Origin of the sequence: Acinetobacter sp. KAM396, from assembly GCF_021602765.1 — a bacterium.
Classification (GTDB): domain Bacteria; phylum Pseudomonadota; class Gammaproteobacteria; order Pseudomonadales; family Moraxellaceae; genus Acinetobacter; species Acinetobacter towneri_A.
In genome coordinates this window covers 25,510-51,293 of sequence record NZ_BPPH01000002.1, presented here as the reverse complement: position 1 = coordinate 51,293, position 25,784 = coordinate 25,510, and the positions used below count along the sequence as shown (strand labels likewise).

The following is a 25,784-nucleotide window of genomic DNA, read 5'->3' as shown; positions in this document are numbered from 1 at the left end:
AACATGACCTGAAGAACTAGGAGACATAGACACTGGGGATTACTCCTCGACTTTACCGCCAGCCGCTTCAACAGCAGCTTTAGCGCCTTTAGTCACAGCAACACCTTGAATAGTGAATGCGCGAGTAATTTCACCAGAAAGTACGATACGAGCACGAGCCATATCTTTACGTACAACGTTCGCTGCTTTTAAAGTTTCAAGGCTAACAATGTCGCCTTCCACTTTAGCAAGCTCAGATAAACGTACTTCAGCAGTTTTCAAAGCGATTTGGCTAGTGAAACCGAATTTAGGTAAACGACGATATAACGCAGTTTGACCACCTTCGAATCCTGGACGTGTACCACCGCTCTTACGTGAGTTTTGACCTTTGATACCACGACCACCAGTCTTACCAACGCCAGAACCGATACCACGGCCTAGACGACGGGCTTCACGCTTAGCACCTTCTGCAGGTGCAAGTTCATTTAAACGCAGAGTCATGGCTTATTCCTCTACACTAACCATATAGTAGACTTGGTTGATCATACCACGGTTAGAAGGCGTATCTTGCACTTCTACAGTATGACCAATACGACGCAGACCTAAACCTTTAAGGCTAAGCTTGTGATTTTTCAAGCGGTGCGATGCAGATTTAGTCTGGGTAACTTTAATCGTTTTCATGATTGATTACCCTTGAATTTGTTCTACTGAAAGACCACGTTTCGCAGCAACCTTTTCAGGAGTTGTCATGTCACGCAAACCATTGAAAGTTGCGTTGACTACGTTTGCAGCGTTAGTAGAACCACGGCATTTAGTCAATACGTTACGTACACCTGCAGCTTCTAAAACTGCACGCATAGAACCACCCGCAATTACACCAGTACCTTCAGATGCTGGTTGCATGTAAACACGGCTTGCGCCATGACGTGCATGAATCGGGTGTTGTAAAGTACCATCTGCCAATTCGATAGTGATCATGTTACGACGTGCAGCTTCAAGTGCTTTAGAAATAGCAGCTGGAACTTCACGTGCTTTACCACGACCAAAACCTACGCGACCATTACCATCACCCACAACAGTTAATGCTGTGAAAGAGAAGATACGACCACCTTTAACAACTTTGGCTACGCGATCAACGGCAACCAGCTTTTCAACAAGACCTTCGTTTTGTTCAACTTTAGCCATGATTAGAACTCCAAGCCGTTTTCACGAGCAGCATCAGCCAAGGCTTTGATACGACCATGATATTTAAAACCAGAACGGTCAAACGCAACTTTAGTTACGCCAGCTGCTTTCGCGCGTTCTGCGATTAAAGCACCTACTTTTTGAGCTGCTTCAACGTTACCAGTTGTACCAGCACGTAAAGTAGCATCTAAAGTTGAAGCTTGCGCTAAAACTTTACCACCATCTGCTGAAATAACTTGAGCATAGATGTGACGCGGCGTGCGGTTTACACACAAACGAGTCGCACCCAATGCACGGATGTGCAAGCGTGTGCTTTTCGCACGACGCAAACGGGATTGTTTCTTTTCGTTCATAAGAACCTCGCGCCTTATTTCTTCTTAGCTTCTTTACGAAGAACAACTTCATCCGAATAACGAACACCTTTACCTTTATATGGCTCTGGTGGACGGTATCCACGGATATCCGCAGCAACTTGACCTAAAGCTGCTTTATCAGCAGATTTAAGGATAATTTCAGTTGCAGTTGGAGTTTCTGCAGTTACACCTTCAGGAAGGGTGTAATCGATTGGGTGTGAAAAACCAAGGTTAAGGTTAACAACATTACCTTTTACCGCAGCTTTATAACCTACACCAATCAATTGCAACTTACGTTCGAAGCCTTCGCTCACACCTTTTACAAGGTTGTTAAGCACAGCGCGAGCAGTACCAGCTTGCATCCAAGCGTCTTTCGACTCAGCTTTAGGAGCAATAGCTAAAATACCGTCTTCCTGTTTTAGCTCGACCAGCGCATGCAGGTTGAAAGACAATGTACCTTTGCTGCCTTTCACTTCGACCTGCCGGCCGTTCTGAGTAACTGTAACACCGTTAGGTACAGTTACTGGGGCTTTAGCCACACGAGACATGAGGAATCACCTATTATTAAGAAACAAAAGCAATAACTTCACCACCGATACCTGCAGCACGTGCAGCGCGATCAGTCATGATGCCTTTGCTTGTAGAAACAATTGCAATACCTAAACCTTGCTTAACGCTTGGAAGTGCATCTTTACCGCGATACTGACGTAGACCTGGACGGCTTACGCGTTTCACAGTTTCAATCACTGGTTTGCCTTCATAGTATTTTAAAGTAATCGTTAATGTAGGTTTGCCTTCGTTGTCAGCCACTTCTACATTTGCGATATAACCTTCTTGTTGAAGTACGTTTGCAATAGCAACCTTCAACTTAGAATTAGGCATAGAAACAGTTTGTTTCTTTGCCATTTGAGCGTTACGAACACGCGTTAGCATGTCGGCAACGGTATCTTGCATACTCATTTATAGTGCTCCTTACCAGCTTGCCTTAACAACGCCCGGTACATCACCTTGCATTACTGTGTCACGTAATTTGTTACGGCTTAAACCGAACTTACGGAAGTAACCATGAGGACGACCAGTTAAACCACAACGGTTACGAAGACGTACTGGAGACGCATTACGTGGTAATGCTTGTAACTTCATCATCGCTTCGAAACGCTCTTCGTCGCTTGCATTTACGTTTGCAATCGTAGCTTTTAATTCAGCACGTTTTGCAGCGTATTTAGCAACAGTAGCTTCGCGTTTCAATTCGCGATTAATCATACCTTTCTTAGCCATATCGACCTCTTATTTGAACGGGAAGCCGAATGCACGCATAAGCGCACGGCCTTCGTCATCGGTGCGAGCAGTCGTAGTAATGGTGATGTCCATACCACGAATTTGATCAATCTTATCGAAATCGATTTCAGGGAACATGATTTGTTCCTTGAGACCCATAGAATAGTTACCACGACCATCGAATGATTTTGAAGAGAAACCACGGAAGTCACGGATACGAGGGATCGCGATAGAGATCAAACGGTCTAAGAATTCGTACATACGTTCGCCGCGTAAAGTAACTTTACAACCAATCGGCCAACCATCACGGATTTTAAAACCAGCGATTGATTTACGAGCTAATGTTAAAACTGGTTTTTGACCAGCAATAGCTTGCATATCAGAAAGAGCGCCATCTAACAATTTCTTGTCAGCAGCTGCAGCACCAACACCCATGTTGATGGTAATTTTAGTGATGCGAGGGATCTCCATCACATTCTTAACGCCCAATTGTTCTTGTAATTGAGCCTTAAGTTCGTCGTTGTAACGTGTTTTAAGTCTGGCCATTGCCTATTTCAACCTATTACTTCGCCACCGCCACTGATTCACCATTCGATTTATAAACGCGAGTTTTCACGCCATCAATCGTTTGGTAACCAACACGGTCAGCCTTTTGGGTTGTAGCATTAAAAATTGCCACGTTTGAGATATGAAGCGAAGCTTCCTGCGTTACGATACCGCCTTCAGCGCCCGTAGCACGGTTTGGCTTCTGGTGCTTCTTAACCAAGTTAAGACCTTCGACCTTAACACGGTCATTAGAAACTGACAGAACAGTACCCTGTTTGCCTTTTTCTTTACCTGCGATCACAATTACTTGATCGCCTTTTTTAATCTTAGCCATGATTGCCTCTTATAGAACTTCAGGAGCCAATGAAATGATTTTCATGAACTGTTCAGTACGAAGTTCACGAGTCACTGGTCCGAAAATACGAGTTGCAATCGGTGCTTTGTTGTTATTCAAAATAACAGCAGCGTTATCATCAAAACGGATCACAGAACCGTCTGGACGACGAATACCGAACTTTGTACGTACAACAACAGCATTCATCACGTCACCTTTTTTAACACGTGCGCGTGGAATAGCTTCTTTTACAGTAACTTTAATAATGTCGCCAACAGAAGCATAACGACGATGTGAGCCACCTAGTACTTTAATACATTGTACGCGGCGAGCACCACTGTTGTCAGCTACGTCAAGCATCGTTTCGGTTTGAATCATTGCCCTACTCCAAAACCGAGCATCACCGGTCACAATTTCGAAAGGCTCAAAGAGTACTCGAAATTGACCGATGATGCAACAAGAACGTTAATTACTCAGCAGCAGCTTCAACAACTTCAACTAAAGTCCATGACTTAGTTTTAGAAATTGGGCGGCTTTCTTTGATGGTTACAACATCACCAATCTTGGCAGTATTGTTCTCATCATGAGCGTGTAATTTAGTTGAACGGCGAATCAATTTGCCATACAACGGGTGTTGAACTTGGCGTTCAATAAGGACAACAATAGATTTTTCCATTTTGTCGCTTACTACTTTGCCAGTTAACGTGCGGACTGTATTTTGACTCATTGCCCGTTCCCCTGTTTTTCGGTAAGGAGGGTCTTGATGCGTGCAATAGTTTTACGAGTAAGCGCAACTTCATGCGATTTACCCAATTGACCAGTTGCTTTCGCCATACGAAGACGGAATTGGTTAAGCTGTTGCTCATCAAGCAAAGCTGTCAACTCTTCTACCGACTTTTCACGTAGATCTTTAGTTTTCATTACATTACCGTCCGAGTCACGATAGTGGTTTTAAACGGAAGTTTAGCAGCAGCAAGCGTAAATGCTTCACGTGCCAATTCTTCGTTCACACCATCAATTTCGTACAAGACTTTACCTGGTTTGATTTGACAAACCCAATATTCCACAGAACCTTTACCTTTACCCATACGCACTTCAAGAGGCTTAGAAGTAATTGGTTTGTCTGGGAATACACGGATAAAGATCTTACCACCACGCTTAATACGACGGCTGATTGTACGACGTGCCGCTTCAATTTGACGCGCAGTCATTTGACCACGTTCAACTGATTTAAGAGCGATAGTACCGAAAGATACTGAGCTACCACGGTGCGCTAAGCCAGTGTTACGGCCTTTTTGCACCTTACGGAATTTAGTACGTTTAGGTTGCAACATGGATTATTCTCCTTTTTCAGCAGAACGATCATTGCGACGACCACGACGCTCTTGACCTTCACCACGACCGCGACCGCGTTTAGCTGGACGTTCTTCAGCAGGTGCTGGGTTCATGACTTGCTTCATGCCACCCAAGATTTCACCACGGAATACCCAAACTTTAACACCAATCGTACCGTAAGTTGTTTCAGCACGCATAGTTGCATAGTCAATGTCCGCACGAAGTGTATGCAAAGGTACACGACCTTCACGATACCATTCAGTACGTGCAATCTCTGCACCACCTAAACGACCAGAAACTTCAACTTTGATACCTTTAGCACCAGCACGCATAGAGTTCTGTACCGCACGCTTCATAGCACGACGGAACATTACACGCTTTTCTAATTGAGAAGCGATTGCTTCAGCAACTAAACGAGCATCTAAGTCTGGACGGTCAATTTCGTTGATGCTTACTTGCGCAGGAACACCCATAATAGATGTTAATTCGCGTTGTAATTTCTCAATGTCTTCGCCTTTTTTACCGATTACGATACCAGGACGCGCAGTGCTAATTGTTACTTTAGCAGCACCCGTTGGACGTTCGATAAGAATATTGCTTACCATTGCGTTCTTAAGTTTTTTAGTTAAAAACTCACGAACTTGAAGGTCTTTAAGCAAGTATTCAGCGTATTGTTTCGGATTCGCATACCAGTTAGCGTTATGACGTTTCACAACACCTAGGCGGATACCGATTGGATGAACCTTCTGACCCATATCAAACCCCTACCTTAACGGTGATGTGACAAGTACGCTTAGTAATACGATCTGCACGGCCTTTCGCACGTGGCATAATACGTTTAAGGCTCATGCCTTCATCAACGTAAATCGTAGATACTTTAAGGTCGTCTACATCTAAACTGTTATTGTGTTCAGCATTTGCAATTGCAGATTCCAATGCTTTCTTAACTAAAACAGCAGCTTTTTTGTTGCTGAAGTTTAAAATGTTAAGTGCATGCGCAACAGATTTGCCGCGGATAAGATCTGCAACCAAACGTGCTTTTTGTGCCGAGATAGCGGCACCGCGTAATTTAGCAGTTACTTCCATCATAGCACCTATTAACGTTTAGACTTCTTGTCAACACCGTGACCACGATAGGTACGAGTTGGCGCGAATTCACCGAGTTTATGACCAACCATATGTTCAGAGATAATCACTGGAACATGGTTACGACCATTGTGAACAGAAATTGTTAAACCAACAAAATCTGGGAGGATCATCGAACGACGCGACCAAGTTTTGATCGGCTTACGGTTATTAGCCGCGATTGCCGCTTCAACCTTAGCGAACAAGTGCGCATCGACGAATGGGCCTTTTTTCAGAGAACGAGGCATTGTCAGATTCCTTTACTTGTTACTTAACGCGACGGTCGCGAATAATCATCTTAGTCGTACGCTTGTTGGTACGTGTCTTGTACCCTTTAGCTTTTTGACCCCATGGGCTTACAGGTTGGATACCTTTAGTACGCCCTTCACCACCACCGTGCGGGTGATCAACCGGGTTCATTGCCATACCACGAACGGTAGGACGAACACCACGCCAGCGCGAAGCACCTGCTTTACCAAGTGAACGAAGGTTGCTTTCTGAGTTAGATACTTCACCTAACACAGCGCGACACTCAACGTGCACTTTACGCATTTCGCCTGAACGTAGACGAACGATAGCGTATGAACCGTCACGACCCAACAATTGAACCGAAGTACCAGCAGAACGCGCTAATTGAGCACCTTTACCGATTTTAAGTTCGATGTTGTGAAGAGTAGCACCGATTGGCATATTACGAAGTGGTAAGCAGTTACCTGGACGAATTGGAGCATCGTTACCAGATTGAACTTGATCACCAGCACGTAAACCTTTAGGCGCAATAATATAACGACGTTCACCGTCAGCATACTTCAACAATGCGATGTGTGCAGTACGGTTTGGATCGTATTCAATACGCTCTACAACAGCAGGAATGCCATCTTTATTACGTTTGAAGTCTACGATACGGTAGTGTTGCTTATGACCACCACCAACGTGACGTGTAGTAATGTGACCGTTGTTGTTACGACCACCAGTACGTTTTTTAGCTTCTACCAACGGCGCATAAGGCGCACCTTTGTGAAGATGGTCGTGAACGACTTTCTCTACAAAGCGACGTCCTGGAGACGTTGGCTTACATTTTTGAATCGGCATAAATTTCGTCCTTATTCCGCTGCGCTTTCAGCGGTATCGCCCAAGTCAGCCATTTCAACATCTTGGCCAGCTTTCAGGGTGACGTATGCTTTTTTAACATCAGAACGGCGTCCCAATGTACGACCAAAGCGCTTAGTCTTACCTTTAGTGATAGTCGTGTTAACTTTAACAACTTCCACACCAAATAATTGCTCAACTGCTTTTTTGATTTCAAGTTTGTTTGCATTTAATGCAACTTTGAATACTTGAACACCAGCAGTTTCGCCTAAAACTTGTGCTTTTTCTGAAAATACAGGTCCTTGTAGGACTTGATATAAACGTTCGTTGTTCATCCGAGTTCTACCTCAATTTTCTTAGCAGCAGCAACAGACATTACAACTTTGTCGAACGCGATCAAGCTAACAGGATCGATTGCAGTAGCATCAACCACATCAACGTGTGGAAGGTTACGCGCTGCAAGATATAGATTCTCATCTACAGCTTCAGTTACGATCAATGCGCGAGTTGCATTCAAGTCGTTAAGTTTTGCAAGCAATGCTTTAGTTTTAGGAGCTTCAACAGCAAACTCTTCAACCAATACAAGACGATCTTGGCGAACAAGTTCAGCTAAGATACATTGCATTGCACCGCGGTACATTTTGCGGTTAACTTTTTGAGACCAATCTTGTGGACGAGCAGCAAAAGTTTTACCACCACCAACCCAGATTGGGCTACGAATAGAACCAGCACGAGCGCGGCCAGTACCTTTTTGACGGAATGGTTTTTTACCACCGCCAGAAACGTCTGCACGTGATTTCTGAGCTTTAGAGCCTTGACGACCACCAGCTAAGTAAGCTGTAACAACTTGGTGTACAAGTGCTTCATTGAATTCACGACCGAACGCAACTTCAGATAACTCAACAGCAGAGCCGGAAACAGTATTTAAATTCACGTTATTTCCCCTCAAGCCTTGATCGTAGGACGTACAGTTACGTCACCACCAGTCGCACCAGGAATCGCACCTTTAACAACAAGAACTGAACGCTCTGTGTCGATAGATACAATTTCAAGACCCTGTACAGTTACGCGTTCAGCACCTAAATGGCCAGCCATTTTTTTGCCTTTGAATACGCGACCAGGAGTCTGGTTTTGACCTGTAGAACCTAGAACACGGTGAGAAACAGAGTTACCGTGAGTAGCGTCTTGAGTACGGAAGTTCCAACGCTTAACACCACCTTGGAAACCCTTACCTTTAGACTGACCAGTAACGTCAACGATCTGACCTACTGTGAACAAATCTACACCGATAGTTCCGCCAACTTCACGACCTTCAAGGTCAGCTTCTGTAGCACGAAATTCTTGAACTAAACGACCAGCAGCAACACCCGCTTTAGCGAAGTGACCTTTCTGAGCGTTAGTTACGCGAGATTCGCGACGTTCACCAGTAGTAACCTGAATTGCTTGATAACCATCTGTTTCAAGCGTTTTGATTTGAGTGATGCGGTTAGGATCAACCTCAATCACTGTAACAGGTACAGAAACACCAGCATCTGTAAAGATACGGGTCATACCGCACTTGCGACCGACTAAACCAATAGCCATGTGCATAAACCTCTAAAAAAGCGGCCTAATTAACTTAGAGTGTTAATTAACCGAAAGCCTTAACCCAATGCAATCTGAACATCAACACCAGCTGCTAGATCTAATTTCATCAACGCATCAACAGTTTTATCTGTAGGTTGAACGATGTCGATCAAACGCTTATAAGTACGAATTTCGTACTGGTCACGCGCATCTTTATTTACGTGTGGTGATGTTAAAACGTTGAAGCGTTCGATGCGAGTTGGCATCGGGATTGGACCACACACTTGTGCGCCAGTACGCTTAGCGGTTTCTACGATTTCTTGAGCAGATTGATCAATCAGACGGTGATCAAAAGACTTCAAACGGATACGAATTCTCTGGTTAGACATACCAGTTAACTCCAAGCCAAATATATAAAGAATCACCCTTGACGCATCTCACCCCACTAATTTAAGGCAAGTGTCAAAGGCAGTGAATTATCACTAAGGTCATGATCGATGCCACGACTGTCACGATGTTAACTACTTTCTTCGCAGTTAACCCCCTTGCATAAAGGGTCGCCCATTATAACGATTGTTTAATGCATAAGCAAATCCCTTTTAGCCTTTATTGCTTTATTTTTCATGTTCTACCAATTTAATGATAGATCAATTCCAGCCATTAGCTCTCAAGTGTTTGTTTGTGCGAGTAAATAATCAATTGCTCGATTTAGTAATTGATTACCCGGCTGAAACTGACGACCTGTGCTGCGTTTCAATTCATCGGCCGCTTGTACATACGCGCCAGAAAAGATATTTTTCTCCGCATCATTATCTAAAAACAGTTGCAGGACCTGTGGGGTGATTTCAGGATGGAACTGAAAACCGAGGACATGGTTGCCTATTTGATAGAGCTGATTGGTACAAACGGGGTTAGTTGCTAAGCGTATAGCACCTTTAGGCAGTTCAAAGGTTTCACCGTGCCATTGCATCACCTTAATTTGATCAGGCAGCTCAAAACAGGAAGCAGGTACATCACTGACCTTATACACATCATGCCAACCACGTTCTTGTTCAGGATTACGACTGACTGCTGCGCCAAGTGCATTAGCAATTAATTGCCCACCCAGACACAAACCAATTGCAGGCTTACCCAGAGACAAATAGCGACGAATCCAGCGTTTTTCTATTTTCAACCATGGGAAATTTGCCTCATCGTTTACACTCATGGCGCCGCCCATCACAATCAACAAATCGACATCTTCTACCCGTGGCAAGGCTTCAATTTCGATATTTTGTTCTGGCGGCAAGGCAAAAAATTCTGTTGCACTGATTTGTGCCTGCATCTGCTTTAAATAGGAATAGCAACTTCCGAACCCTTCTCCAGCAATGTGCTGAAAATAATGCACTCTTAATGGCGCTTGCATTTTACTCACCCTTTCTCATGTCTACCCCTGAGCTTCTGCAAAAATAGCGCCAACTTCAACAGTCATGTTGTATTTTTAAACAGTTCCGCTTTTTTATAGCCTAAAGTCTGTGTTTCTCTTAAGCTAAAGCCAATACAGACTGATTTACCTGAGTGAACCTGTGAAAAAAAATGCTCAAACTGCTTTAATTCATGCACCAAGACGTGCCCCACAATATATTTCGAGTGTACAACCTCCCCTATTTCGTGCATCGACCATTATTTTTGAAAACACCGATGCCTTATTTAACCGCCATTGGACCGACGCTTATGACTATAGTTATGGTACGCATGGCACACCCACCACCTTTACGCTTGGTGATCAGATTGCACAAATAGAAGGCGGGCAATATTGCTTACTGGCGCCTAGCGGCTTGTCTGCAATCAATTTGGTCAATTCCTGTTTTTTAAGTTATGGCGATGAAGTTTGGGTGGCCGACAATATTTACGGCCCTAACATGGAGCATTTGCGTAATTTAGAGCAGCGTTACGGCATTACAGTTCAGGTGTATAACCCGATTGATGCCACAAGCTTTCAACCCTCTGAAAAAGCCAAACTCATTTGGCTGGAAGCAGCAGGCTCCGTCACACTGGAGTTTCCTGACCTCACCGCTTTAGTCAAAAAAGCCAAGGCACAGAATATCCTCACCGCTTTAGATAATACCTGGGGTGCGGGCTTAGCATTTAATGCTTTCGACTTTGGTGATGAACATTTAAGTATCGATATCAGCGTGCATGCCTTGACCAAATACCCAAGTGGTGGTGGCGATATTTTAATGGGGTCGGTGGTGACACGCGATCAGCATTTGCATCATCAATTATTCCGTATGCATGCAATTCAAGGCATTTGTGTGTCGGGCGATGATGTTGCACAAGTTCAGCGCAGTCTGGCATCTATGCAACTACGTTATGAGCACCAAGCAAAAAGTACGATTGATTTACTCAACTGGCTAAAAGTACAACCGCAATTTGCTCAGGTGTTGCATCCTGCCGATGCCACATCTGCAGGGCATGTGTATTGGAAAGAAATTTGTCGCGATGGGCACAGTGCAGGTTTGGTTAGCGTAATTTTTAAGCCTGAATATGATTTAGCCGCTGTACGTCAATTCTGCGATGCTTTATCTTTATTTAAGCTCGGCTTTAGCTGGGGCGGCCCTGTAAGCTTGGTGATGCTTTACGGTCTCAATTCCATGCGTACCCTAGCGCACTCTCACTTGGCTGAGGGATTATTAGTGCGTTTTTGTATTGGGCTAGAACATCCTGCAGATTTAATTCAAGATATTCAGCAAGCCTTGCAGCATTTGCCCAATCCCTAAAAATTAGGTCTGACGTCAATACTTTCAATTTTAATAATAGTGACAGATTAAGGATAAAATATGAGTACAGCCATCGTCATTGCTAAAAAAACTGCCGATGTTCAACAAGATGTGGTTTTACATTCTCAATTTGCCAACCGCCATGGGTTAATTGCAGGGGCAACAGGTACAGGTAAAACTGTCACGCTTAAAGTCTTAGCAGAAAACTTTTCCCGCATTGGCGTGCCTGTATTTTTGGCCGATGCTAAAGGTGATGTATCTAGTCTTGCCAAAGCAGGTAGCAGCAGTCCTAAGTTTAAAGCACGTATTCAAAGCTTAGGCATTGAAAGTATTCCATTTGCTGCATCACCTGTAGTGTTTTGGGACTTATTTGCCGAACAAGGCCACCCGATTCGCACCACCATTTCTGAAATTGGCCCATTATTATTGGCGCAAATGCTGAACTTGAATGACACCCAAGAGGGTGTGTTGTCTGCGGTATTCCGTATTGCCGATGATCAGGGTTTATTGCTGATCGATTTTAAAGATTTAAAAGCCATGCTGACCTATGTCAGTGAACATGCCAGTGAATTTAAAGCCGAGTATGGCAATCTTTCTCCAGCCAGTTTAGGTGCAATTCAGCGTAATTTACTGGCTTTAGCCGATCAGGGCGGTGACAAATTCTTTGGTGAGCCGAGTTTGGATATTTTGGATTTTATTCAGACCGATAGTCAGGGACGCGGCAATATTAATGTCTTGGCTGCAGACAAACTCATGAACACACCAAAACTGTACGCCACCTTTTTATTATGGATGTTATCGGAACTGTTTGAACAATTGCCTGAAGTGGGCGATATGGACAAGCCAAAGCTGGTGTTCTTTTTTGATGAAGCACACTTGTTATTTGACAATGCCAGCAAAGCCCTGCAAGAAAAAATTGAGCAAGTGGTACGCCTGATTCGCTCTAAAGGCGTGGGGATTTATTTTGTGACCCAAAACCCGCTGGACTTGCCTGAAAGCGTATTGGGACAATTGGGTAACCGCGTTCAGCATGCCTTACGTGCTTTTACACCCAAAGACCAAAAAGCAGTAAAAACTGCCGCAGATACATTCCGCGCTAACCCAGATTTTAAAGTTGAACAAGCCATTACCGAACTTGCGGTAGGTGAAGCCTTAATTAGCTGCTTAGATGAACAAGGCACACCGCAAATTGTAGAACGTGCTTGGGTAATGCCGCCCTACTCATCGTTTAGCCCAATCAGCACAGAAGAACGACAAGCCTGTATCAGCCAAAGTGTCATTGCAGGCGTGTATGAGCAGCAGCTAGATCGTGAAAGTGCTTATGAAATGCTGCAACAAAAAGTTGAGCAACGTCAGCAACAAGCGGCAGCAGCAGAACAAGCAAAAATTGAAGCCAAGGAAGCTGAAGCTCGCGCCAAGCAAGAGACTAAAGAAGCCGAAGCACTCGCCAAACAACAAGCGCGCGAGCAAGAGCGTCTAGCCCGTGAACAGCAAAAAGAAGTAGAACGCGCTGCCAAACAGCGTGAAAAACTGACTCAGGATATTGTGGGAACCTTTGCCAAAAGTGCAGCACGTAGCTTAGGCGGTTCTACTGGGCAGAAAATTGTACGAGGTTTGTTAGGGTCATTATTTGGTAAGAAATAGCATGTTATAAACGATGAGGTTTGTATAAATTTCATTCATGGATGCACCACCCAAAACCTGAATGAACACTTAAAAACCTCTCGCTGTCACATCTACAAACTCCATAAAAACTTTAAAAATTATGGGATATTCTTATAATACATAATTTTTTTAAGGTTTTTCCAAAAATTGGTTGCAATCCTTATTTATAAGATATATTTTAAATACATCTTATAAATAACAGCCATGAGAGATCGAACATGACTCCACAGCAAATTGACCTTGTAAAAGCAACTGTTCCTGTACTGCGTGAAAATGGTGTCGCACTCACAGGTTATTTCTATAATCGCATGTTGGGGAATAATCCTGATCTAAAAGAAACCTTTAACATGGGTCACCAACGTAGTGGTGCGCAGGCTCAAGCGCTTGCAGGTGCTGTATTGGCTTATGCTGAAAATATTGAAGATCCATCTGTACTTGCACCTGTCATTGAGCTGATTGCCCACAAACACGTGAGCTTAAACATTCAAGCACCTGACTATAATATTGTGGGCGAAAACCTGCTGCATTCTATTAGTGAAGTGTTGAATATTTCGATGGAAGATCCACTGATTGATGCTTGGGCAGCAGCCTACGGTCAATTGGCTGAGGTATTTATTAATGCGGAACGTGCAATCTACGAACAGCATCAACAAACTAAAGGTAGCTGGTTAGGCTGGCGCAACTTTAAAATTGCCAAGAAAGTGGTAGAAAGTGACGAAATCACCTCTATTTACTTCGAGCCAGTAGATGGTGGCGATTTACCAAAATATGAAGCAGGTCAATATATTTCAGTACGCGTATTTGTTCCTGAACTTGGCTTGAAGCAACCACGTCAATACACACTATCGACTAGCCCACAACAAGATTACTTACGTATTTCTGTAAAACGTGAGCCAGGCAATGGTGCAGATAAAGTGGCAGGTTGGGTATCAAACGTATTGCACCAATTACCAGAAGGTTCTGAAGTTGAAGTGTCTGCACCAACAGGTAACTTCTTCCTCATCGACAGTAACAAACGTAATGTCTTCATTAGTGGCGGCGTTGGCTTAACCCCAATGATTGCGATGTTGAACCAATTGGTGACTTTAGATGTACCACAACCTGTGACGTTCATTCACGCATGTCGTAGCAAACAAGTACATGCCATGAAACAGCATCTACAAGACTTAACTGCGAAATGTCCACGTATTCATACGTTGACTGCGTATGAGTTCCCGAACGAAGGTGATGTACTGGGTCAAGATTACGATGTTGCAGGCCGTTTAGACCTCAGCACTGTAGATGCAGCATTATTACCAGCCGATGCAGATTACTACTTATGTGGTCCTATGCCATTCATGGCAGAACAGCGCAAAGCTTTACTTGCGCGTGGCATCAAAGATGAACAAATCCATAGCGAAGCGTTTGGTACAGGTGGTGTTCGCCACTAATCCAAAGCGTTAAAAGCCAATAGGTAAGGCTAATCTAGTTATGCTAGACTAGCCTTAATTTATTTGTATTTTAAAAAAATATCTGTGCGATCATGCAATTAAATAAATTCACCGACTATGCGCTGCGTATTTTAATGTATATCTCGCGTCCACGAGATGTACCCTATACCATTGCGGAAATTGCACAGGATTTGCATGTTTCCCAGAACCATCTGGTTAAAATTGTGCACTTTATGGGTAAGCAAGGATGGCTCATTACCACACGTGGCAAAGGTGGCGGGATTCGTTTGCATCCTGAAACACTGCCTTTACGTTTAGGTCAAGTAGTGAGAATCCTGCAAGGTGAAAATCAAATTGTAGAATGTAATTCCCCGCCCTGCGTGCTACGTGCGCAATGTGGACTAAAAGGCATTCTCAATCAGGCAATGGAACAGTTTTATCAAAGCTTAGATCAATACAGTTTAAGTGAAGTATTACAGCCTGTCCCCAATTTAGAGTTCAGCTCACAATCTCCAATTCCGCTGATCCATCTTTAAAAGCAGTTTAAACCGCTAAAGCAATATCATCCTAGATGTTGCTTTTTTCGGGCTTGCAGGGCGCAAAGGTCGCTTGCCTGTATGACTTGCTTTATAATGCCTGTTTGTAGACCATGAATTGAAGTTAAGTTATGCACCACAGCAGAGGAAAATCGAAAAACAGTAAGGCGGCAGCACAGCCACGGCAGAAAATTAGCTACGAGAAAAAAGTAGACCCTGCCATTACTGAATACTCTGTTCGCGCCTTAAACTGGCTGCGTAAAGCCGAGTTTTTGATGAGTGCGCCTAAACTGAATTTATGTGTAGAAGATACTGGCTACGAAGTGGCTTTTGCAGGACGTTCTAATGCAGGAAAGTCCAGTGCAATTAATGCGCTAACCAATCAAAAACAATTGGCGCGGGCTTCTAAAAAACCAGGTCGCACCCAAATGATCAACTTCTTTAGTTTGGGCAACCCTGAACAGCGTTTGGTCGATTTACCTGGTTATGGTTATGCAGCCGTACCTGAAGCCATGAAAATTGTGTGGCAAAAAGAACTCGAAAATTACTTGATTCATCGTAAAAGCTTACAAGGCTTGGTGTTACTAATGGATATTCGCCATCCCCTACAACATTTTGATGTGATGATGCTGGAATGGGCGTATTCGCGTAAATTATTCGTGCATGTATTGCTCACCAAATCGGACAAACTCAACCGCGGTCCTGCCAATAAAGTATTGCTTGAAGTCAAACAGCAGTTGAAAAAGATGAAACTGGATTTCTCGATTCAATTATTTTCATCACTCAACAAGCAAGGCTTGGAAGAGCTGGCAAGTGTGATGGGTGGACGTTTGAACTTTACCTTAGAACAAGCGCATCAATTTGATTTAGACAACATTCCAGAAGCAACTGGCCATGATGTTGATGTTGATGTTGATGTTGATGTTGATGTTGATGTTGATGTTGATGTTGATGTTGATGTTGATCAGCCTGAATTTTTAGAAACTGAAGATCCAACCACATCTGATACTGAAACCAAATAATCCATTAAATTACTGACTATTGGTCTATCAAATAAAGTCCTATTCGTTCAATCTCGAATAGGACTTTTTATTTACATTTACACCTACATTTTACAGCGTAATCACAATTTGCCTCACCACTAAAGTTGCACTTTACAACCCCTCAAGAAATGCCCTACTGTCAAGATCATAACAATTAGCCACTTCAATAATGACATGAGATAAGGAGATCAAACATGCAGGCACACATTTCAGTGATTACCTTAGCGGTAGAAGATTTACAACGTGCACTCGATTTTTACTGCGACGGCTTAGGACTTGCGACTGAAGGCATTATTGGGCAAGAATTTGAACAAGGTGCGGTGGTCTTTTTTGAACTGCAAGCTGGCTTAAAACTGGCTTTATGGTCGAAACAGAGTCTGCAACAAGATACAGGCTTGACAGGTACAGCCAGCAATGCCGCACAGATCACATTAGGACATAATGTGCATAGTCCCCTTGAGGTCGATCAGGTATTGAAACAAGCACAAAATGCAGGTGCAAAAATTTTAAAACCTGCACAGAGCACCTTTTACGGTGGTTATGCAGGTTATTTTCAGGACTTAGATGGTCATGTTTGGGAAGTGGTCTACAACCCTTGTTGGGATTAATCTGCTTTGGATCATACTTTTATCCACTGCAATAAAATCGCATGATGCCGAAAACTTGATTCGATTTTAAACCCAATATCAGGAATGAAGCGCAGGGTCATCACGAGTATGCCGATCGACCACCACACTAATCATCATATCGCCCTGTACATTGACCACAGTACGCACGGTATCCAACAAACGGTCGATTGGCAATAAAATCGCAATCGCTTCTGCAGGCAAGCCCACAGATTGCAATACCATAATCATCGTCACCATACCTGCGCTTGGAATACCAGGTGCACCCAAAGAAGCGATCATGGCTGTGGCACAGACAATTAACTGCTGCCCTAAACTTAAATCCAACCCCATTAAATTGGCAACAAACAACGCCGCTGCGGCTTCATACAGTGCCGTACCATCCATATTCAGTTGCGTACCCAGCGGAATCACAAAGCCTGCGGTTTGCGGACGCACACCTAAATTTTCCTGTGCACATTTCATCGAAAGTGGCATAGTCGCAGAACTAGAACTGGTGGCAAAAGCCGTAATTAAGGCAGCACGTGTACCTTTAAAAAAAGTGATCGGATCCATTTTGCCAAATATCCACAGTAGCAAAGGTAAGACTACCGCACCATGAAAAATTGTGGTGCCTGTGACCACCGCAGCAAATTCTGCCAAACGACTCAGGACTGAAATATCTTCGGTTGCAACCAACTTCGCCAATAAGGCAAAAATCCCCAAAGGCGCCAGTTTCATTACCCAGCCAATCATCAACATCATGATTTCAAAAAATTGCTGACTGAGTTTACGCACCGTTTTAAAGTGCTCCCCGCCTTTGACCAATGCCACACCCACCAATAAAGCAAAAATCACCACCGCCAAAACATTACCCTCGGCAAAAGCTTTAAACGGATTAATTAAGGTGTTTTGAATAAAATTGGTAAAAAACGATGACGGGGTTAGGGTGTCTGGGGTTTGATGTTGTGCCATAGCATCTTGAAACATCAAAATATCTACGCCTTTACCGACTGCAAATAAATGGGCACATGCCAAACCTAAAATTAAAGCCAACGTCGTGGTGGTGACACAGCATGCCAACGTAATTTTCCAGACCCGACTCAATTGTCCCACAGCCTGTAAGTTCGACACGCCGACCACAATTGAGCTGAAAATCAGCGGTATGAGTAACATTTTTAATAAACCAATAAAAATACTGCTCATCAAACCAACGCCATACAAACTGGCGCTAAAAAAAGTGCTATCTGGAAATAGATTCAGAACAAAACCAAACACCACGCCCAAAATTGCGGCAATTAGAATTTGTGTATTGAGGCTCATACGCAATTGAATTTTTTAATGTGATGTATGGACTATGCCATGTGGCCTAAATTGAATCGAGTATTTTTTTCTACTTTGACAAGATTGAGATCACGCCTCAAGAATAAAAAAGCCGACTCGAATGTCGGCTGATGATTCTAGATTATAAAAGGCTATATTTATTGCGTTTCGATTTCACGTAAACGAATCAGTCCTTCCTGACTGGTGCTACACACCAATTCACCATTTTGCCACATTCGACCAAAGTTCAAACCTCGCGAACTGGAGCTAATGGTGGCTTCCATGTCGTACAGCATCCAGTCATCCACACGGAACGGTTTATGGAAATACATGCTATGATCAATACTGGCACATTGTAAACTTGGCGATAAATAGCTCAAACCATGCGGGCGCAGCGCTGTGGTCATTAACGTGAAGTCTGAATAGAATGCAGCAATCGCCTGATGCAAAGACACTTCATCAACCTCTGGCGAAATTGTGTCATGAGTGCGGATGTAGTGTGCGTAAGCAGGGGCTTCAGGCTGTGGGATAAACGGATTAGTCGGATTAATCGGACGAATCTCCACCAAGCGATCACGCATAAAACTGGCACGCACGTTTTCAGGCACAAACTCGACAATATGCTGTTTGAGTTCCGCTTCGTTTTTTAAGGATTCTGCCGCAGGATAGTTAGGCTCTGAAATTTGATAATTCAAGCCTTCTTCTAGCGGTGCAAAGGACACCATCCCAGTAAAAATGGTACGTCCATGCTGAATCGCACGCACTTGACGGCTAGAAAAACTTTTACCATCACGCAAACGGTCAACTTCATAAATAATAGGTGCGTTGACATCGCCACCAAACAAGAAATAGGCATGCAATGAGTGCGCAGGACGGTCAGTGGTATAGGATGCAGCACGTAAAGCCTGTCCCAAAACCTGTCCACCAAAAACACGTTTACCCACCAAGTTACGACTGATACCTCGGTAGATATTTTCTTCTAACTTTTCTAAACAAAGAAGTTCAACAAGCTCTTGTGTGAGTGCGTTCATAACTAACCTATGTATGGCGGAAATTTGGGATGCAGGATCGACGTCGATGAAAAAATAAATCGTCAAAATAAGATGACGCTTTCAAGCCTGCTATTTTGCCATACATTCTGCGTCTTTTATCCATCCAAGACTGACCACTGTGTCACAACTTAGCCGATTAATTTTGCTAAAAATACGATTTTTAACGATAAAATCTAACAATATTTATGCAAATTATCTAAAAATGCAGCGCCATTATTAGATACAATGACGCAAAATAAATTCCCTACTGGCTAGGGACTTAGGTGATGAAATAGGAGTGAGTATGTCCAAGCGTGGTTTTGGTCAAATGTATCGTCAGCTTTCTGGTAAGCTGCTTGACCTTGTGGTGACACCGCATGTTTTGGGTGAAGTCCCTGTCAAGGATGCGCAAAATGCAGACTCAGACGCTACTCGCACCAAGATAACCTGCTATGTCTTGCAAAATCACTCACGCAGCAATGCTTTGGTGGTCGATGGCGAAACACGTCGCTTAAAACTCACGCCTGCGCTTGACCCTTTAGTGATCGGCTCACATAAGGAAAAAGCCTCGATTCTGTTTTTACAACATCACGATGAGAACAACCTACTCAATCCACCACCTTATGCTTTTCCGCCACGCTTGTTACGTTTAATTGAACAATTAGAACAACACCCAGAAATTGATATTGAACTGATCCCTGTGACCGTATTGTGGGGACGTTCTCCAGACAAAGAAGATTCGTGGTTTAAACTGCTGTTTACCGATACTTGGGCAACGCCTGGTACAGTCAAGCAGTTAATGAATATTGGGGTGCATGGTCGTCAGTCTTATTTGGAATTTCACGAACCGCAATCATTACGTGCTTTAATTGAACATGCCAAAACTGAGCATCCAAACCTGTCGCCTGCGACCTTTATTGTCAACACGCTAAATAATTACTTAGATGGACAGCGTGAAGTCGTACTTGGCCCAGACTTGTCTGACCGCCGCAATGTGATGCTCAGTCTAATCAAATCTCCCGATGTGCAAGATGCCATTCGTCGTGAAAGTTTGCGCAGTAAAATTAGCGTGATTGAAGCCGAGCGTCGTGCGATTGGCTATTTAAATGAAATTGTGTCGGACTATTCTCATGCAGCGGTACGCTTTGCCGATATGGCACTGACCCGCTTATGGACACAATTATACGATGGCGTGGAAGTACATAATTTCAGTACCGTGCGCGAACTGGCCAAAGACTATGAAATTATCTACACCCCATGTCACCGCAGTCATATCGACTATTTGTTGCTGTCTTATGTGATTTACAAACGCGGCATGATGGTGCCGTACATTGCTGCGGGCGATAACCTCAACATGCCATTTGTAGGTCAATTGCTCCGTGGTGGTGGTGCGTTTTTTATCCGTCGTACTTTCCGTGGCAATGGCTTATACACCACCGTCTTTAAAGAGTATTTATTCAGTATTTTGTCGCGTAACACACCGCTTGAATACTTTATTGAAGGTGGACGTTCACGTACAGGCCGTTTGCTACCCCCTAAAACGGGCATGTTGGCCATGACCATTCACAGTCACTTACGTGGTCGTGCTAAACCGATTGCTTTTGTACCAACATATATTGGCTATGAGCGCCTGATGGAAGGCTCAACCTATGTGGGTGAAATGCAAGGCAAGCCAAAAGAATCTGAATCGCTCATCGGCATTTTAAAAACCATGCGCAAGATTGAACGGATTTTTGGCAAGGTGCATGTCAACTTTGGCGAACCTGTATTTTTAGATGAAGTACTGAAACAACACGATGCAGAACATATCAGCATTGAAAAAAATGATGATCCAATTCCGCCACAAGTGTCAGATGCAGTAAACACATCTGCACATGCGATTTTGGAAAACATTAACCGTGCTGCAGTGATTAACCCAGTATCCTTGTTATCACTGATTTTACTGGCAACACCAAAACATACCTTGGATGAAGAAATTTGTGTGAAGCAGTTAGACACTTACCGTAATCTGCTCACTGCCCTGCCTTATGATGAGCGCACTCAAGTCACGCCATTGTCAGGCAAAGAAATTATTGCCTACGGCTTAAAACTCAAACTGATTAAACGCGTGCAACATGTTCTGGGCGATATTATCGCGATTGAAGACAATCAGGCAGTGTTACTCACCTACTTCCGCAACAATATTTTGCATGCCTTTGTCTTGCCATCATTAATTGCTGCGTTAGTGAAACACAATGGTTCTATTCGTCGTGGCGATCTCATCAATGTCATTCGCACCTTGTATCCGTTCCTGAAAGCTGAGCTATTCTTAAAATGGCAAGATCAGGAACTCAAAGAACGGATTTGTGCTTATGTAGAAGCTTTAATTCAGGCCAAATTGATTTCTGAAGATACAGAAGGCAATTTGATTTCTCCTGCTCCAAACAGTGAAGATCACAACCAATTGGTGGTCTTGGCTGCACCTGTAATGCAAAGTTTAGAGCGCTATTACATGACGCTGGCGCTGATTACACAACGCGGCTCAGGCAATATTTCGGCACGTCAGGTCGAAGAATTGAGCCATTTGGTCGGTCAGCGTTTATCAGTGCTGTATGAATTCAACTCACCTGAATTCTTTGACAAAGCCTTGTTCCAGAGCTTTATTAAAGTCTTGACCCAGCAAGGTTATATCAGCACCAACAGTGACAATGCGATCGTGTTTGATGACAACTTTAAAAACGTCGCACAATATGCCAATTTAGTGTTGGACGATGTGACTTTGCAGATGCTACAACACATCACCACCTTTAGCGATGAAGAATTGCGTGAGGCGTTAGAAGCACTTGCTGCACAACAGGCGAAGAAACGTTTGAAACGTAAGAAGAAGTAATTTTAAGGTTCTTCTCTTACGCCATAAATGGCTCAGGCAGACAGTTGGGGATGAGGCTGAATTAAAGCTCAATATTTGAGATTTTAAAAATCACCTCTCGCTAGCCCTTTCCTAGCAAGAGAATTTTTATTCTTTGATTTCAGGTGAATCACTTTGAGTAATTCTTAGATGATCACAATAATCCTCATGTTTGCGCTGAAATCCTATTTTCTCCATGCGAGTAGCAAAAATCCGCTTCCCTGTTTCACGCATACTTTCCAACACCAACTCAGGTAAATTGAATTCACGCTGAATCTTTAAAATCATTTCGTGCAAAGGCTGAGCTTGGTTGTTGCTGCAAATATAAACTGGTTCAGGATGTTCCACGTGAAGCAAATATGCCAAAAAACTTGCCAAATCATCAATATGAATTCGATTTGACCAATGTATATTTGGGTAACTTATCGTGCTTTCTGCAAGTTTGAGCATGCGTGCAACCGATGCGCCATAAATACCCGAAGGACGCACAATCACACATTGTTCAGGATAAGCCTGTTGCCACAAATGTTCCATCTGCAACAACAACTGCCCTTGCACATCCTTGGGCTTAGGCACAGTCTCATCATCAATACGTTCACCTGCGTTTTCACCATACACCCGTGTAGATGACACCACAATAATTCGTTTTACAGGATGATCTTTTAATGCAGCGACGATCGACGGCACAGAATTTACATAAGTCTGTTGATACGTTTCTATAGAACTTAAAGCAGTATTCCGAGACGGTGCAAGCAATACATAAACGGCATCTACAGGTTGAATCTGTGATAAATCGAGCTGTTGAATATCCTGAAGCAGATGCGTCATATCATGATCTGTTTTCGGACTGCGGCTAATTGTGGTAATTTGATGACCGAGCGTAAATAGTTGTTTTGCAACACGCTGCGATGTTTTACCATAACCAATAAATAGAATATGCATTCAGCACCTAATCATAGCATTTAAAGTTGAGGGGACATGGCTGCAGTCCATCAGTTGCAAGGGGTAGGCTCTGCCTCTGCTGCATTACTCGAAAAATTAAATATTTTCACTACAGATGATTTGTTGTTTCATCTACCGCGTGACTATGAAGATCGTAGCACGATCATCCCCATGAACCAATTAAATGTGGGGCGCAGCTATTTACTCGAAGGCGTGGTCAAAGGGGTGGATTTTCCACCCGGTAAACGCAAGTCAATGGCAATCAATTTAGAAGATGAATTTGGCAAAATCACCTTACGTTTTTATCATATTTATAAAGGCATTACAGATCGTGCCAAACTCGGCAATCGTTTAAGAGTATTTGGCGAAGTACGGGTTGGAGCGCGTGGTCTGGAAATGTATCACCCCGAATTAGAACTGATCACTGAACATACCCCACTACCTAAAACCCAACTGACTGCCATTTACCCAAGCACCGATGGGTTGACCCAAGCCAAATTGCGCGAATACGTCAAACAAGCCTTGGCACAGCATAGTGATGATTTGCCTGAACTCTTGCCTAAAAAAATGACCAATGGTTATGCACTCAAACAGGCGCTAGATTATATTCATCACCCACCTTTGAATGCCAATATGCTGCAATTGGCACAAGGTTCTCACCCTGCGCAGCAACGCCTGATTTTTGAAGAATTAGTGGCGCATCAAGTCAGTTTACTGACCCGACGGGCTTATATTCAGCAAATTGCCTCACCTGCATTTTCCCCAAGCCAAAAACTAGCACCTGCGTTACTCGGTAACATGCCATTTCAAATGACAGGCGCACAGCAACGCGTTTCGCAAGAAATCATGCAGGATTTGCAGTCTAATAAACCCATGCTGCGCTTGGTTCAAGGTGATGTAGGTGCAGGTAAAACGCTGGTTGCTGCAGTCGCGGCGTGTCATGCCCTAGAAGAAGGTTGGCAAGTTGCGCTGATGGCACCGACTGAAATTTTGGCAGAACAACATTATCTGAACTTTCAAAAATGGTTTGAACCATTGGGCTTAACAGTGGCATGGTTGTCTGGCAAACAAAAAGGCAAAGCACGCGCAGCGGCTGAACTGAGCATTCAAGATGGTAGCGCCAATTTGGTGGTTGGTACACATGCGCTGTTTCAAGACAATGTACAATTTGCCAAACTGGGTTTGGTGATTATTGATGAACAACACCGTTTTGGGGTTGATCAACGTCTAGCCTTGCGTAATAAAGGCGCCAATCACACCACACCGCATCAATTGGTGATGACTGCAACGCCTATTCCGCGAACCTTAGCCATGTCCGCCTATGGCGATTTGGATACTTCGGTGATTGATGAGCTACCACCAGGACGTACGCCTATTCAAACGGTGACCATTCCGCTAGATCGGCGTGAAGAAGTCCTGCAACGGATTGCTAGCAATTGTACCGAAGGCAAACAAGCTTATTGGGTTTGTACCTTGGTGGAACAATCGGAAACCTTAGATGCACAAGCTGCCGAAGCGACTTTTGCTGAAATTAAAGAACGTTTTCCTGAACTGAATATTGGGCTGGTACACGGCAAAATGAAAGCCGATGAAAAACAAGCTGTCATGCAGCAATTTAAAGACAATCAACTTCAGTTACTGATTGCCACCACAGTCATTGAGGTTGGGGTCGATGTACCCAATGCTTCAATTATGGTGATCGAAAATGCCGAGCGTTTAGGGCTTTCACAGCTACATCAGTTACGTGGACGGGTTGGACGTGGTGCCAAAGCTAGTTTTTGTGCCTTATTGTATAAAAATCCACTTTCGCAAAATGGACAAGAACGCTTGCGGATTATGCGCGAAACCAATGACGGTTTTATCATTGCAGAAAAAGATTTAGAACTGCGTGGCCCTGGAGAACTCTTGGGAACTAAACAAACAGGAGATATGGGTTTTCGAGTGGCCAAACTGGAACGGGATGATCATTTACTGGCGCAGGCGCATCATGTAGCACAGCAAATTTTAAAAGATTATCCTGCGCATGCTGAAGCTTTGCTAAAACGCTGGCTGCCTGAGGCACCACGTTATGCCTATGTTTAAACGGATTGCAGTCGTAAGATGATTCAGCCAATCAACCTAGCACAACGCGGCATACAATGGCTGCGCCAACTGCAACCGTGTCAGCTCTGCCATAGCGACACGCAATGGCAACATTCGGTCTGTCAAACCTGTTGGCAAGAATTACCGTGGCGTAGCCAAGCAGTACAACGTCAAGAAATGCAGATTCAAGTCGCCTTTGATTATCACTATCCAATTAATCGCATCATTCAACAATTTAAATATGAACAGCAGTTACAATACCAACTGCTTTTGGTAGGTGCGCTGAAACAATTGTCTTATCCTAAAATTCAAGCCATTGTACCGATGCCAATTTCCTCTACCCGCCTGACTGAACGCGGTTACAATCAATCTTTATTGTTGGCAAAAGGACTGGCGCGGTATTTAGATGTTCCTATTTGGCAGCCTGTGACCCGCTTGCAAAAGCACGCGCAAAAAGGCTTAAGTCGCTTAGAACGATTAGAAGACATCCAACAGCAATTTCAAATTCAGGCTGCGCCTAAAATCCGTTATCGTCGGGTTTTAATTGTGGATGATGTGGTCACAACGGGCAGTTCAATTCATGCACTCAAACAACAATTACTCAAGCTTGGCTGTCAAAAAGTCGAGGCGGTTTGTCTCGCCAGTGCCGAATAAAATATAAAACTATTCGGTTAGGCATGCTCAATTTATA

General features: G+C 43.6%; 34 protein-coding genes. 9 read left to right on the top strand and 25 right to left on the bottom strand.

The window, feature by feature from the left end; translation table 11 throughout:
* Positions 1–39 precede the first annotated feature (39 nt).
* From rplO to L6C30_RS01620, 22 genes are all read right to left on the bottom strand, one after another.
* Positions 40–480, bottom strand: a complete 441-nt coding sequence (gene rplO / locus L6C30_RS01725) for a 50S ribosomal protein L15 (RefSeq protein ID WP_004974728.1) — start codon at positions 478–480, stop codon at positions 40–42.
* Between the two features lie 3 nt (positions 481–483).
* Positions 484–660, bottom strand: coding sequence for a 50S ribosomal protein L30 (gene rpmD, locus L6C30_RS01720; RefSeq protein WP_004786899.1), 177 nt, complete (start codon positions 658–660; stop codon positions 484–486).
* 6 nt (positions 661–666) lie between these two features.
* Complete coding sequence (gene rpsE, locus L6C30_RS01715) at positions 667–1,164, bottom strand: 30S ribosomal protein S5 (protein ID WP_004974725.1); 498 nt, start codon at positions 1,162–1,164, stop codon at positions 667–669.
* A gap of 2 nt (positions 1,165–1,166) precedes the next feature.
* The gene (rplR, locus tag L6C30_RS01710) at positions 1,167–1,517 is read right to left on the bottom strand and encodes a 50S ribosomal protein L18 (protein ID WP_004281497.1); all 351 of its coding nucleotides are present in this window, start codon (positions 1,515–1,517) and stop codon (positions 1,167–1,169) included.
* A gap of 14 nt (positions 1,518–1,531) precedes the next feature.
* A complete protein-coding gene (gene rplF / locus L6C30_RS01705) occupies positions 1,532–2,065 on the bottom strand; it encodes a 50S ribosomal protein L6 (RefSeq protein ID WP_004974722.1) in 534 nt (177 codons plus the stop codon).
* A gap of 16 nt (positions 2,066–2,081) precedes the next feature.
* Entirely contained in the window at positions 2,082–2,477 is a 396-nt protein-coding gene (gene rpsH / locus L6C30_RS01700) for a 30S ribosomal protein S8 (protein WP_004974720.1), read from the bottom strand.
* Between the two features lie 12 nt (positions 2,478–2,489).
* A complete protein-coding gene (gene rpsN / locus L6C30_RS01695) occupies positions 2,490–2,795 on the bottom strand; it encodes a 30S ribosomal protein S14 (RefSeq protein ID WP_004825185.1) in 306 nt (101 codons plus the stop codon).
* Positions 2,796–2,804: 9 nt separating this feature from the next.
* Positions 2,805–3,341, bottom strand: coding sequence for a 50S ribosomal protein L5 (gene rplE / locus L6C30_RS01690; RefSeq protein WP_004974719.1), 537 nt, complete (start codon positions 3,339–3,341; stop codon positions 2,805–2,807).
* Positions 3,342–3,357: 16 nt separating this feature from the next.
* Positions 3,358–3,675, bottom strand: coding sequence for a 50S ribosomal protein L24 (gene rplX, locus L6C30_RS01685; RefSeq protein WP_004974717.1), 318 nt, complete (start codon positions 3,673–3,675; stop codon positions 3,358–3,360).
* Positions 3,676–3,684: 9 nt separating this feature from the next.
* Positions 3,685–4,053: a 50S ribosomal protein L14 gene (rplN, locus tag L6C30_RS01680; RefSeq protein ID WP_001982634.1), complete on the bottom strand. Its 369-nt coding sequence runs from the start codon at positions 4,051–4,053 to the stop codon at positions 3,685–3,687.
* Between the two features lie 91 nt (positions 4,054–4,144).
* Positions 4,145–4,402 (bottom strand): 30S ribosomal protein S17, encoded by a 258-nt coding sequence (gene rpsQ, locus L6C30_RS01675; RefSeq protein WP_019836860.1) that lies wholly within the window; start codon positions 4,400–4,402, stop codon positions 4,145–4,147.
* On the bottom strand, positions 4,399–4,596 hold the full coding sequence (gene rpmC / locus L6C30_RS01670) for a 50S ribosomal protein L29 (RefSeq protein ID WP_004650482.1): 198 nt from the start codon (positions 4,594–4,596) through the stop codon (positions 4,399–4,401). Before rpmC ends, rpsQ begins: the two co-directional genes overlap by 4 nt.
* Complete coding sequence (gene rplP / locus L6C30_RS01665; RefSeq protein ID WP_004691317.1) at positions 4,596–5,009, bottom strand: 50S ribosomal protein L16; 414 nt, start codon at positions 5,007–5,009, stop codon at positions 4,596–4,598. Before rplP ends, rpmC begins: the two co-directional genes overlap by 1 nt.
* Positions 5,010–5,012: 3 nt before the next feature.
* The gene (gene rpsC / locus L6C30_RS01660) at positions 5,013–5,765 is read right to left on the bottom strand and encodes a 30S ribosomal protein S3 (RefSeq protein ID WP_004974711.1); all 753 of its coding nucleotides are present in this window, start codon (positions 5,763–5,765) and stop codon (positions 5,013–5,015) included.
* Position 5,766: 1 nt separating this feature from the next.
* The gene (rplV, locus tag L6C30_RS01655; protein WP_001982638.1) at positions 5,767–6,096 is read right to left on the bottom strand and encodes a 50S ribosomal protein L22; all 330 of its coding nucleotides are present in this window, start codon (positions 6,094–6,096) and stop codon (positions 5,767–5,769) included.
* Between the two features lie 11 nt (positions 6,097–6,107).
* On the bottom strand, positions 6,108–6,383 hold the full coding sequence (gene rpsS / locus L6C30_RS01650; protein WP_004673001.1) for a 30S ribosomal protein S19: 276 nt from the start codon (positions 6,381–6,383) through the stop codon (positions 6,108–6,110).
* A gap of 19 nt (positions 6,384–6,402) precedes the next feature.
* Complete coding sequence (rplB, locus tag L6C30_RS01645; protein ID WP_004974706.1) at positions 6,403–7,227, bottom strand: 50S ribosomal protein L2; 825 nt, start codon at positions 7,225–7,227, stop codon at positions 6,403–6,405.
* 11 nt (positions 7,228–7,238) lie between these two features.
* Complete coding sequence (gene rplW, locus L6C30_RS01640; protein WP_004974703.1) at positions 7,239–7,559, bottom strand: 50S ribosomal protein L23; 321 nt, start codon at positions 7,557–7,559, stop codon at positions 7,239–7,241.
* Positions 7,556–8,158, bottom strand: coding sequence for a 50S ribosomal protein L4 (gene rplD, locus L6C30_RS01635; protein ID WP_236162863.1), 603 nt, complete (start codon positions 8,156–8,158; stop codon positions 7,556–7,558). Before rplD ends, rplW begins: the two co-directional genes overlap by 4 nt.
* A gap of 11 nt (positions 8,159–8,169) precedes the next feature.
* A complete protein-coding gene (rplC, locus tag L6C30_RS01630) occupies positions 8,170–8,808 on the bottom strand; it encodes a 50S ribosomal protein L3 (RefSeq protein ID WP_026438075.1) in 639 nt (212 codons plus the stop codon).
* 59 nt (positions 8,809–8,867) lie between these two features.
* Positions 8,868–9,179 carry a 30S ribosomal protein S10 gene (gene rpsJ / locus L6C30_RS01625; RefSeq protein WP_000070912.1) on the bottom strand — a complete coding sequence of 104 codons (312 nt, stop codon included), beginning with the start codon at positions 9,177–9,179 and terminating at the stop codon, positions 8,868–8,870.
* Between the two features lie 278 nt (positions 9,180–9,457).
* Positions 9,458–10,195, bottom strand: a complete 738-nt coding sequence (locus tag L6C30_RS01620) for a type 1 glutamine amidotransferase (RefSeq protein ID WP_236162870.1) — start codon at positions 10,193–10,195, stop codon at positions 9,458–9,460.
* Positions 10,196–10,355: 160 nt separating this feature from the next.
* Between L6C30_RS01620 and L6C30_RS01615 the strand changes: the two genes are divergently transcribed.
* The 6 genes from L6C30_RS01615 (at position 10,356) to L6C30_RS01590 (ending at position 16,831) form a co-directional block, all read left to right on the top strand.
* Positions 10,356–11,549 carry a PLP-dependent transferase gene (locus L6C30_RS01615; protein ID WP_104852585.1) on the top strand — a complete coding sequence of 398 codons (1,194 nt, stop codon included), beginning with the start codon at positions 10,356–10,358 and terminating at the stop codon, positions 11,547–11,549.
* A 60-nt stretch (positions 11,550–11,609) separates the two neighbouring features.
* Positions 11,610–13,193, top strand: a complete 1,584-nt coding sequence (locus L6C30_RS01610) for a helicase HerA-like domain-containing protein (protein WP_236162862.1) — start codon at positions 11,610–11,612, stop codon at positions 13,191–13,193.
* Positions 13,194–13,432: 239 nt separating this feature from the next.
* Positions 13,433–14,644, top strand: coding sequence for an NO-inducible flavohemoprotein (gene hmpA / locus L6C30_RS01605; protein WP_070153335.1), 1,212 nt, complete (start codon positions 13,433–13,435; stop codon positions 14,642–14,644).
* Between the two features lie 92 nt (positions 14,645–14,736).
* On the top strand, positions 14,737–15,180 hold the full coding sequence (locus tag L6C30_RS01600; protein ID WP_070153338.1) for an Rrf2 family transcriptional regulator: 444 nt from the start codon (positions 14,737–14,739) through the stop codon (positions 15,178–15,180).
* 131 nt (positions 15,181–15,311) lie between these two features.
* Positions 15,312–16,202 (top strand): ribosome biogenesis GTP-binding protein YihA/YsxC, encoded by an 891-nt coding sequence (yihA, locus tag L6C30_RS01595; protein WP_236162861.1) that lies wholly within the window; start codon positions 15,312–15,314, stop codon positions 16,200–16,202.
* 215 nt (positions 16,203–16,417) lie between these two features.
* Positions 16,418–16,831: a VOC family protein gene (locus L6C30_RS01590; RefSeq protein WP_070153344.1), complete on the top strand. Its 414-nt coding sequence runs from the start codon at positions 16,418–16,420 to the stop codon at positions 16,829–16,831.
* A gap of 78 nt (positions 16,832–16,909) precedes the next feature.
* Here L6C30_RS01590 and L6C30_RS01585 read toward each other — a convergent pair whose 3' ends face one another.
* Both L6C30_RS01585 and L6C30_RS01580 read right to left on the bottom strand, forming a co-directional pair.
* Complete coding sequence (locus L6C30_RS01585) at positions 16,910–18,151, bottom strand: dicarboxylate/amino acid:cation symporter (RefSeq protein ID WP_019836870.1); 1,242 nt, start codon at positions 18,149–18,151, stop codon at positions 16,910–16,912.
* 158 nt (positions 18,152–18,309) lie between these two features.
* Positions 18,310–19,182 (bottom strand): acyl-CoA thioesterase II, encoded by an 873-nt coding sequence (locus L6C30_RS01580; RefSeq protein WP_070153350.1) that lies wholly within the window; start codon positions 19,180–19,182, stop codon positions 18,310–18,312.
* Between the two features lie 304 nt (positions 19,183–19,486).
* Here L6C30_RS01580 and plsB point away from each other — a divergent pair, with 304 nt between their 5' ends.
* Positions 19,487–22,051 carry a glycerol-3-phosphate 1-O-acyltransferase PlsB gene (plsB, locus tag L6C30_RS01575; RefSeq protein WP_236162860.1) on the top strand — a complete coding sequence of 855 codons (2,565 nt, stop codon included), beginning with the start codon at positions 19,487–19,489 and terminating at the stop codon, positions 22,049–22,051.
* Positions 22,052–22,177: 126 nt separating this feature from the next.
* Here plsB and L6C30_RS01570 read toward each other — a convergent pair whose 3' ends face one another.
* Positions 22,178–23,011, bottom strand: a complete 834-nt coding sequence (locus tag L6C30_RS01570; RefSeq protein WP_236162859.1) for an NAD-dependent epimerase/dehydratase family protein — start codon at positions 23,009–23,011, stop codon at positions 22,178–22,180.
* Between the two features lie 36 nt (positions 23,012–23,047).
* Between L6C30_RS01570 and recG the strand changes: the two genes are divergently transcribed.
* Entirely contained in the window at positions 23,048–25,093 is a 2,046-nt protein-coding gene (gene recG / locus L6C30_RS01565) for an ATP-dependent DNA helicase RecG (protein WP_236162858.1), read from the top strand.
* 18 nt (positions 25,094–25,111) lie between these two features.
* Positions 25,112–25,747 carry a ComF family protein gene (locus L6C30_RS01560; RefSeq protein WP_236162857.1) on the top strand — a complete coding sequence of 212 codons (636 nt, stop codon included), beginning with the start codon at positions 25,112–25,114 and terminating at the stop codon, positions 25,745–25,747.
* Positions 25,748–25,784: the final 37 nt, after the last annotated feature.

Bases quoted from the DNA above. Each gene is read 5' to 3' on its own strand.
- rplO (WP_004974728.1), bottom strand. From the start codon at position 480: ATGACTCTGCGTTTAAATGAACTTGCACCTGCAGAAGGTGCTAAGCGT.
- rpmD (WP_004786899.1), bottom strand. From the start codon at position 660: ATGAAAACGATTAAAGTTACCCAGACTAAATCTGCATCGCACCGCTTG.
- rpsE (WP_004974725.1), bottom strand. From the start codon at position 1,164: ATGGCTAAAGTTGAACAAAACGAAGGTCTTGTTGAAAAGCTGGTTGCC.
- rplR (WP_004281497.1), bottom strand. From the start codon at position 1,517: ATGAACGAAAAGAAACAATCCCGTTTGCGTCGTGCGAAAAGCACACGC.
- rplF (WP_004974722.1), bottom strand. From the start codon at position 2,065: ATGTCTCGTGTGGCTAAAGCCCCAGTAACTGTACCTAACGGTGTTACA.
- rpsH (WP_004974720.1), bottom strand. From the start codon at position 2,477: ATGAGTATGCAAGATACCGTTGCCGACATGCTAACGCGTGTTCGTAAC.
- rpsN (WP_004825185.1), bottom strand. From the start codon at position 2,795: ATGGCTAAGAAAGGTATGATTAATCGCGAATTGAAACGCGAAGCTACT.
- rplE (WP_004974719.1), bottom strand. From the start codon at position 3,341: ATGGCCAGACTTAAAACACGTTACAACGACGAACTTAAGGCTCAATTA.
- rplX (WP_004974717.1), bottom strand. From the start codon at position 3,675: ATGGCTAAGATTAAAAAAGGCGATCAAGTAATTGTGATCGCAGGTAAA.
- rplN (WP_001982634.1), bottom strand. From the start codon at position 4,053: ATGATTCAAACCGAAACGATGCTTGACGTAGCTGACAACAGTGGTGCT.
- rpsQ (WP_019836860.1), bottom strand. From the start codon at position 4,402: ATGAGTCAAAATACAGTCCGCACGTTAACTGGCAAAGTAGTAAGCGAC.
- rpmC (WP_004650482.1), bottom strand. From the start codon at position 4,596: ATGAAAACTAAAGATCTACGTGAAAAGTCGGTAGAAGAGTTGACAGCT.
- rplP (WP_004691317.1), bottom strand. From the start codon at position 5,009: ATGTTGCAACCTAAACGTACTAAATTCCGTAAGGTGCAAAAAGGCCGT.
- rpsC (WP_004974711.1), bottom strand. From the start codon at position 5,765: ATGGGTCAGAAGGTTCATCCAATCGGTATCCGCCTAGGTGTTGTGAAA.
- rplV (WP_001982638.1), bottom strand. From the start codon at position 6,096: ATGGAAGTAACTGCTAAATTACGCGGTGCCGCTATCTCGGCACAAAAA.
- rpsS (WP_004673001.1), bottom strand. From the start codon at position 6,383: ATGCCTCGTTCTCTGAAAAAAGGCCCATTCGTCGATGCGCACTTGTTC.
- rplB (WP_004974706.1), bottom strand. From the start codon at position 7,227: ATGCCGATTCAAAAATGTAAGCCAACGTCTCCAGGACGTCGCTTTGTA.
- rplW (WP_004974703.1), bottom strand. From the start codon at position 7,559: ATGAACAACGAACGTTTATATCAAGTCCTACAAGGACCTGTATTTTCA.
- rplC (WP_026438075.1), bottom strand. From the start codon at position 8,808: ATGGCTATTGGTTTAGTCGGTCGCAAGTGCGGTATGACCCGTATCTTT.
- rpsJ (WP_000070912.1), bottom strand. From the start codon at position 9,179: ATGTCTAACCAGAGAATTCGTATCCGTTTGAAGTCTTTTGATCACCGT.
- L6C30_RS01620 (WP_236162870.1), bottom strand. From the start codon at position 10,195: ATGCAAGCGCCATTAAGAGTGCATTATTTTCAGCACATTGCTGGAGAA.
- L6C30_RS01610 (WP_236162862.1), top strand. From the start codon at position 11,610: ATGAGTACAGCCATCGTCATTGCTAAAAAAACTGCCGATGTTCAACAA.
- hmpA (WP_070153335.1), top strand. From the start codon at position 13,433: ATGACTCCACAGCAAATTGACCTTGTAAAAGCAACTGTTCCTGTACTG.
- L6C30_RS01600 (WP_070153338.1), top strand. From the start codon at position 14,737: ATGCAATTAAATAAATTCACCGACTATGCGCTGCGTATTTTAATGTAT.
- yihA (WP_236162861.1), top strand. From the start codon at position 15,312: ATGCACCACAGCAGAGGAAAATCGAAAAACAGTAAGGCGGCAGCACAG.
- L6C30_RS01590 (WP_070153344.1), top strand. From the start codon at position 16,418: ATGCAGGCACACATTTCAGTGATTACCTTAGCGGTAGAAGATTTACAA.
- L6C30_RS01585 (WP_019836870.1), bottom strand. From the start codon at position 18,151: ATGAGCCTCAATACACAAATTCTAATTGCCGCAATTTTGGGCGTGGTG.
- L6C30_RS01580 (WP_070153350.1), bottom strand. From the start codon at position 19,182: ATGAACGCACTCACACAAGAGCTTGTTGAACTTCTTTGTTTAGAAAAG.
- plsB (WP_236162860.1), top strand. From the start codon at position 19,487: ATGTCCAAGCGTGGTTTTGGTCAAATGTATCGTCAGCTTTCTGGTAAG.
- L6C30_RS01570 (WP_236162859.1), bottom strand. From the start codon at position 23,011: ATGCATATTCTATTTATTGGTTATGGTAAAACATCGCAGCGTGTTGCA.
- recG (WP_236162858.1), top strand. From the start codon at position 23,048: ATGGCTGCAGTCCATCAGTTGCAAGGGGTAGGCTCTGCCTCTGCTGCA.
- L6C30_RS01560 (WP_236162857.1), top strand. From the start codon at position 25,112: ATGATTCAGCCAATCAACCTAGCACAACGCGGCATACAATGGCTGCGC.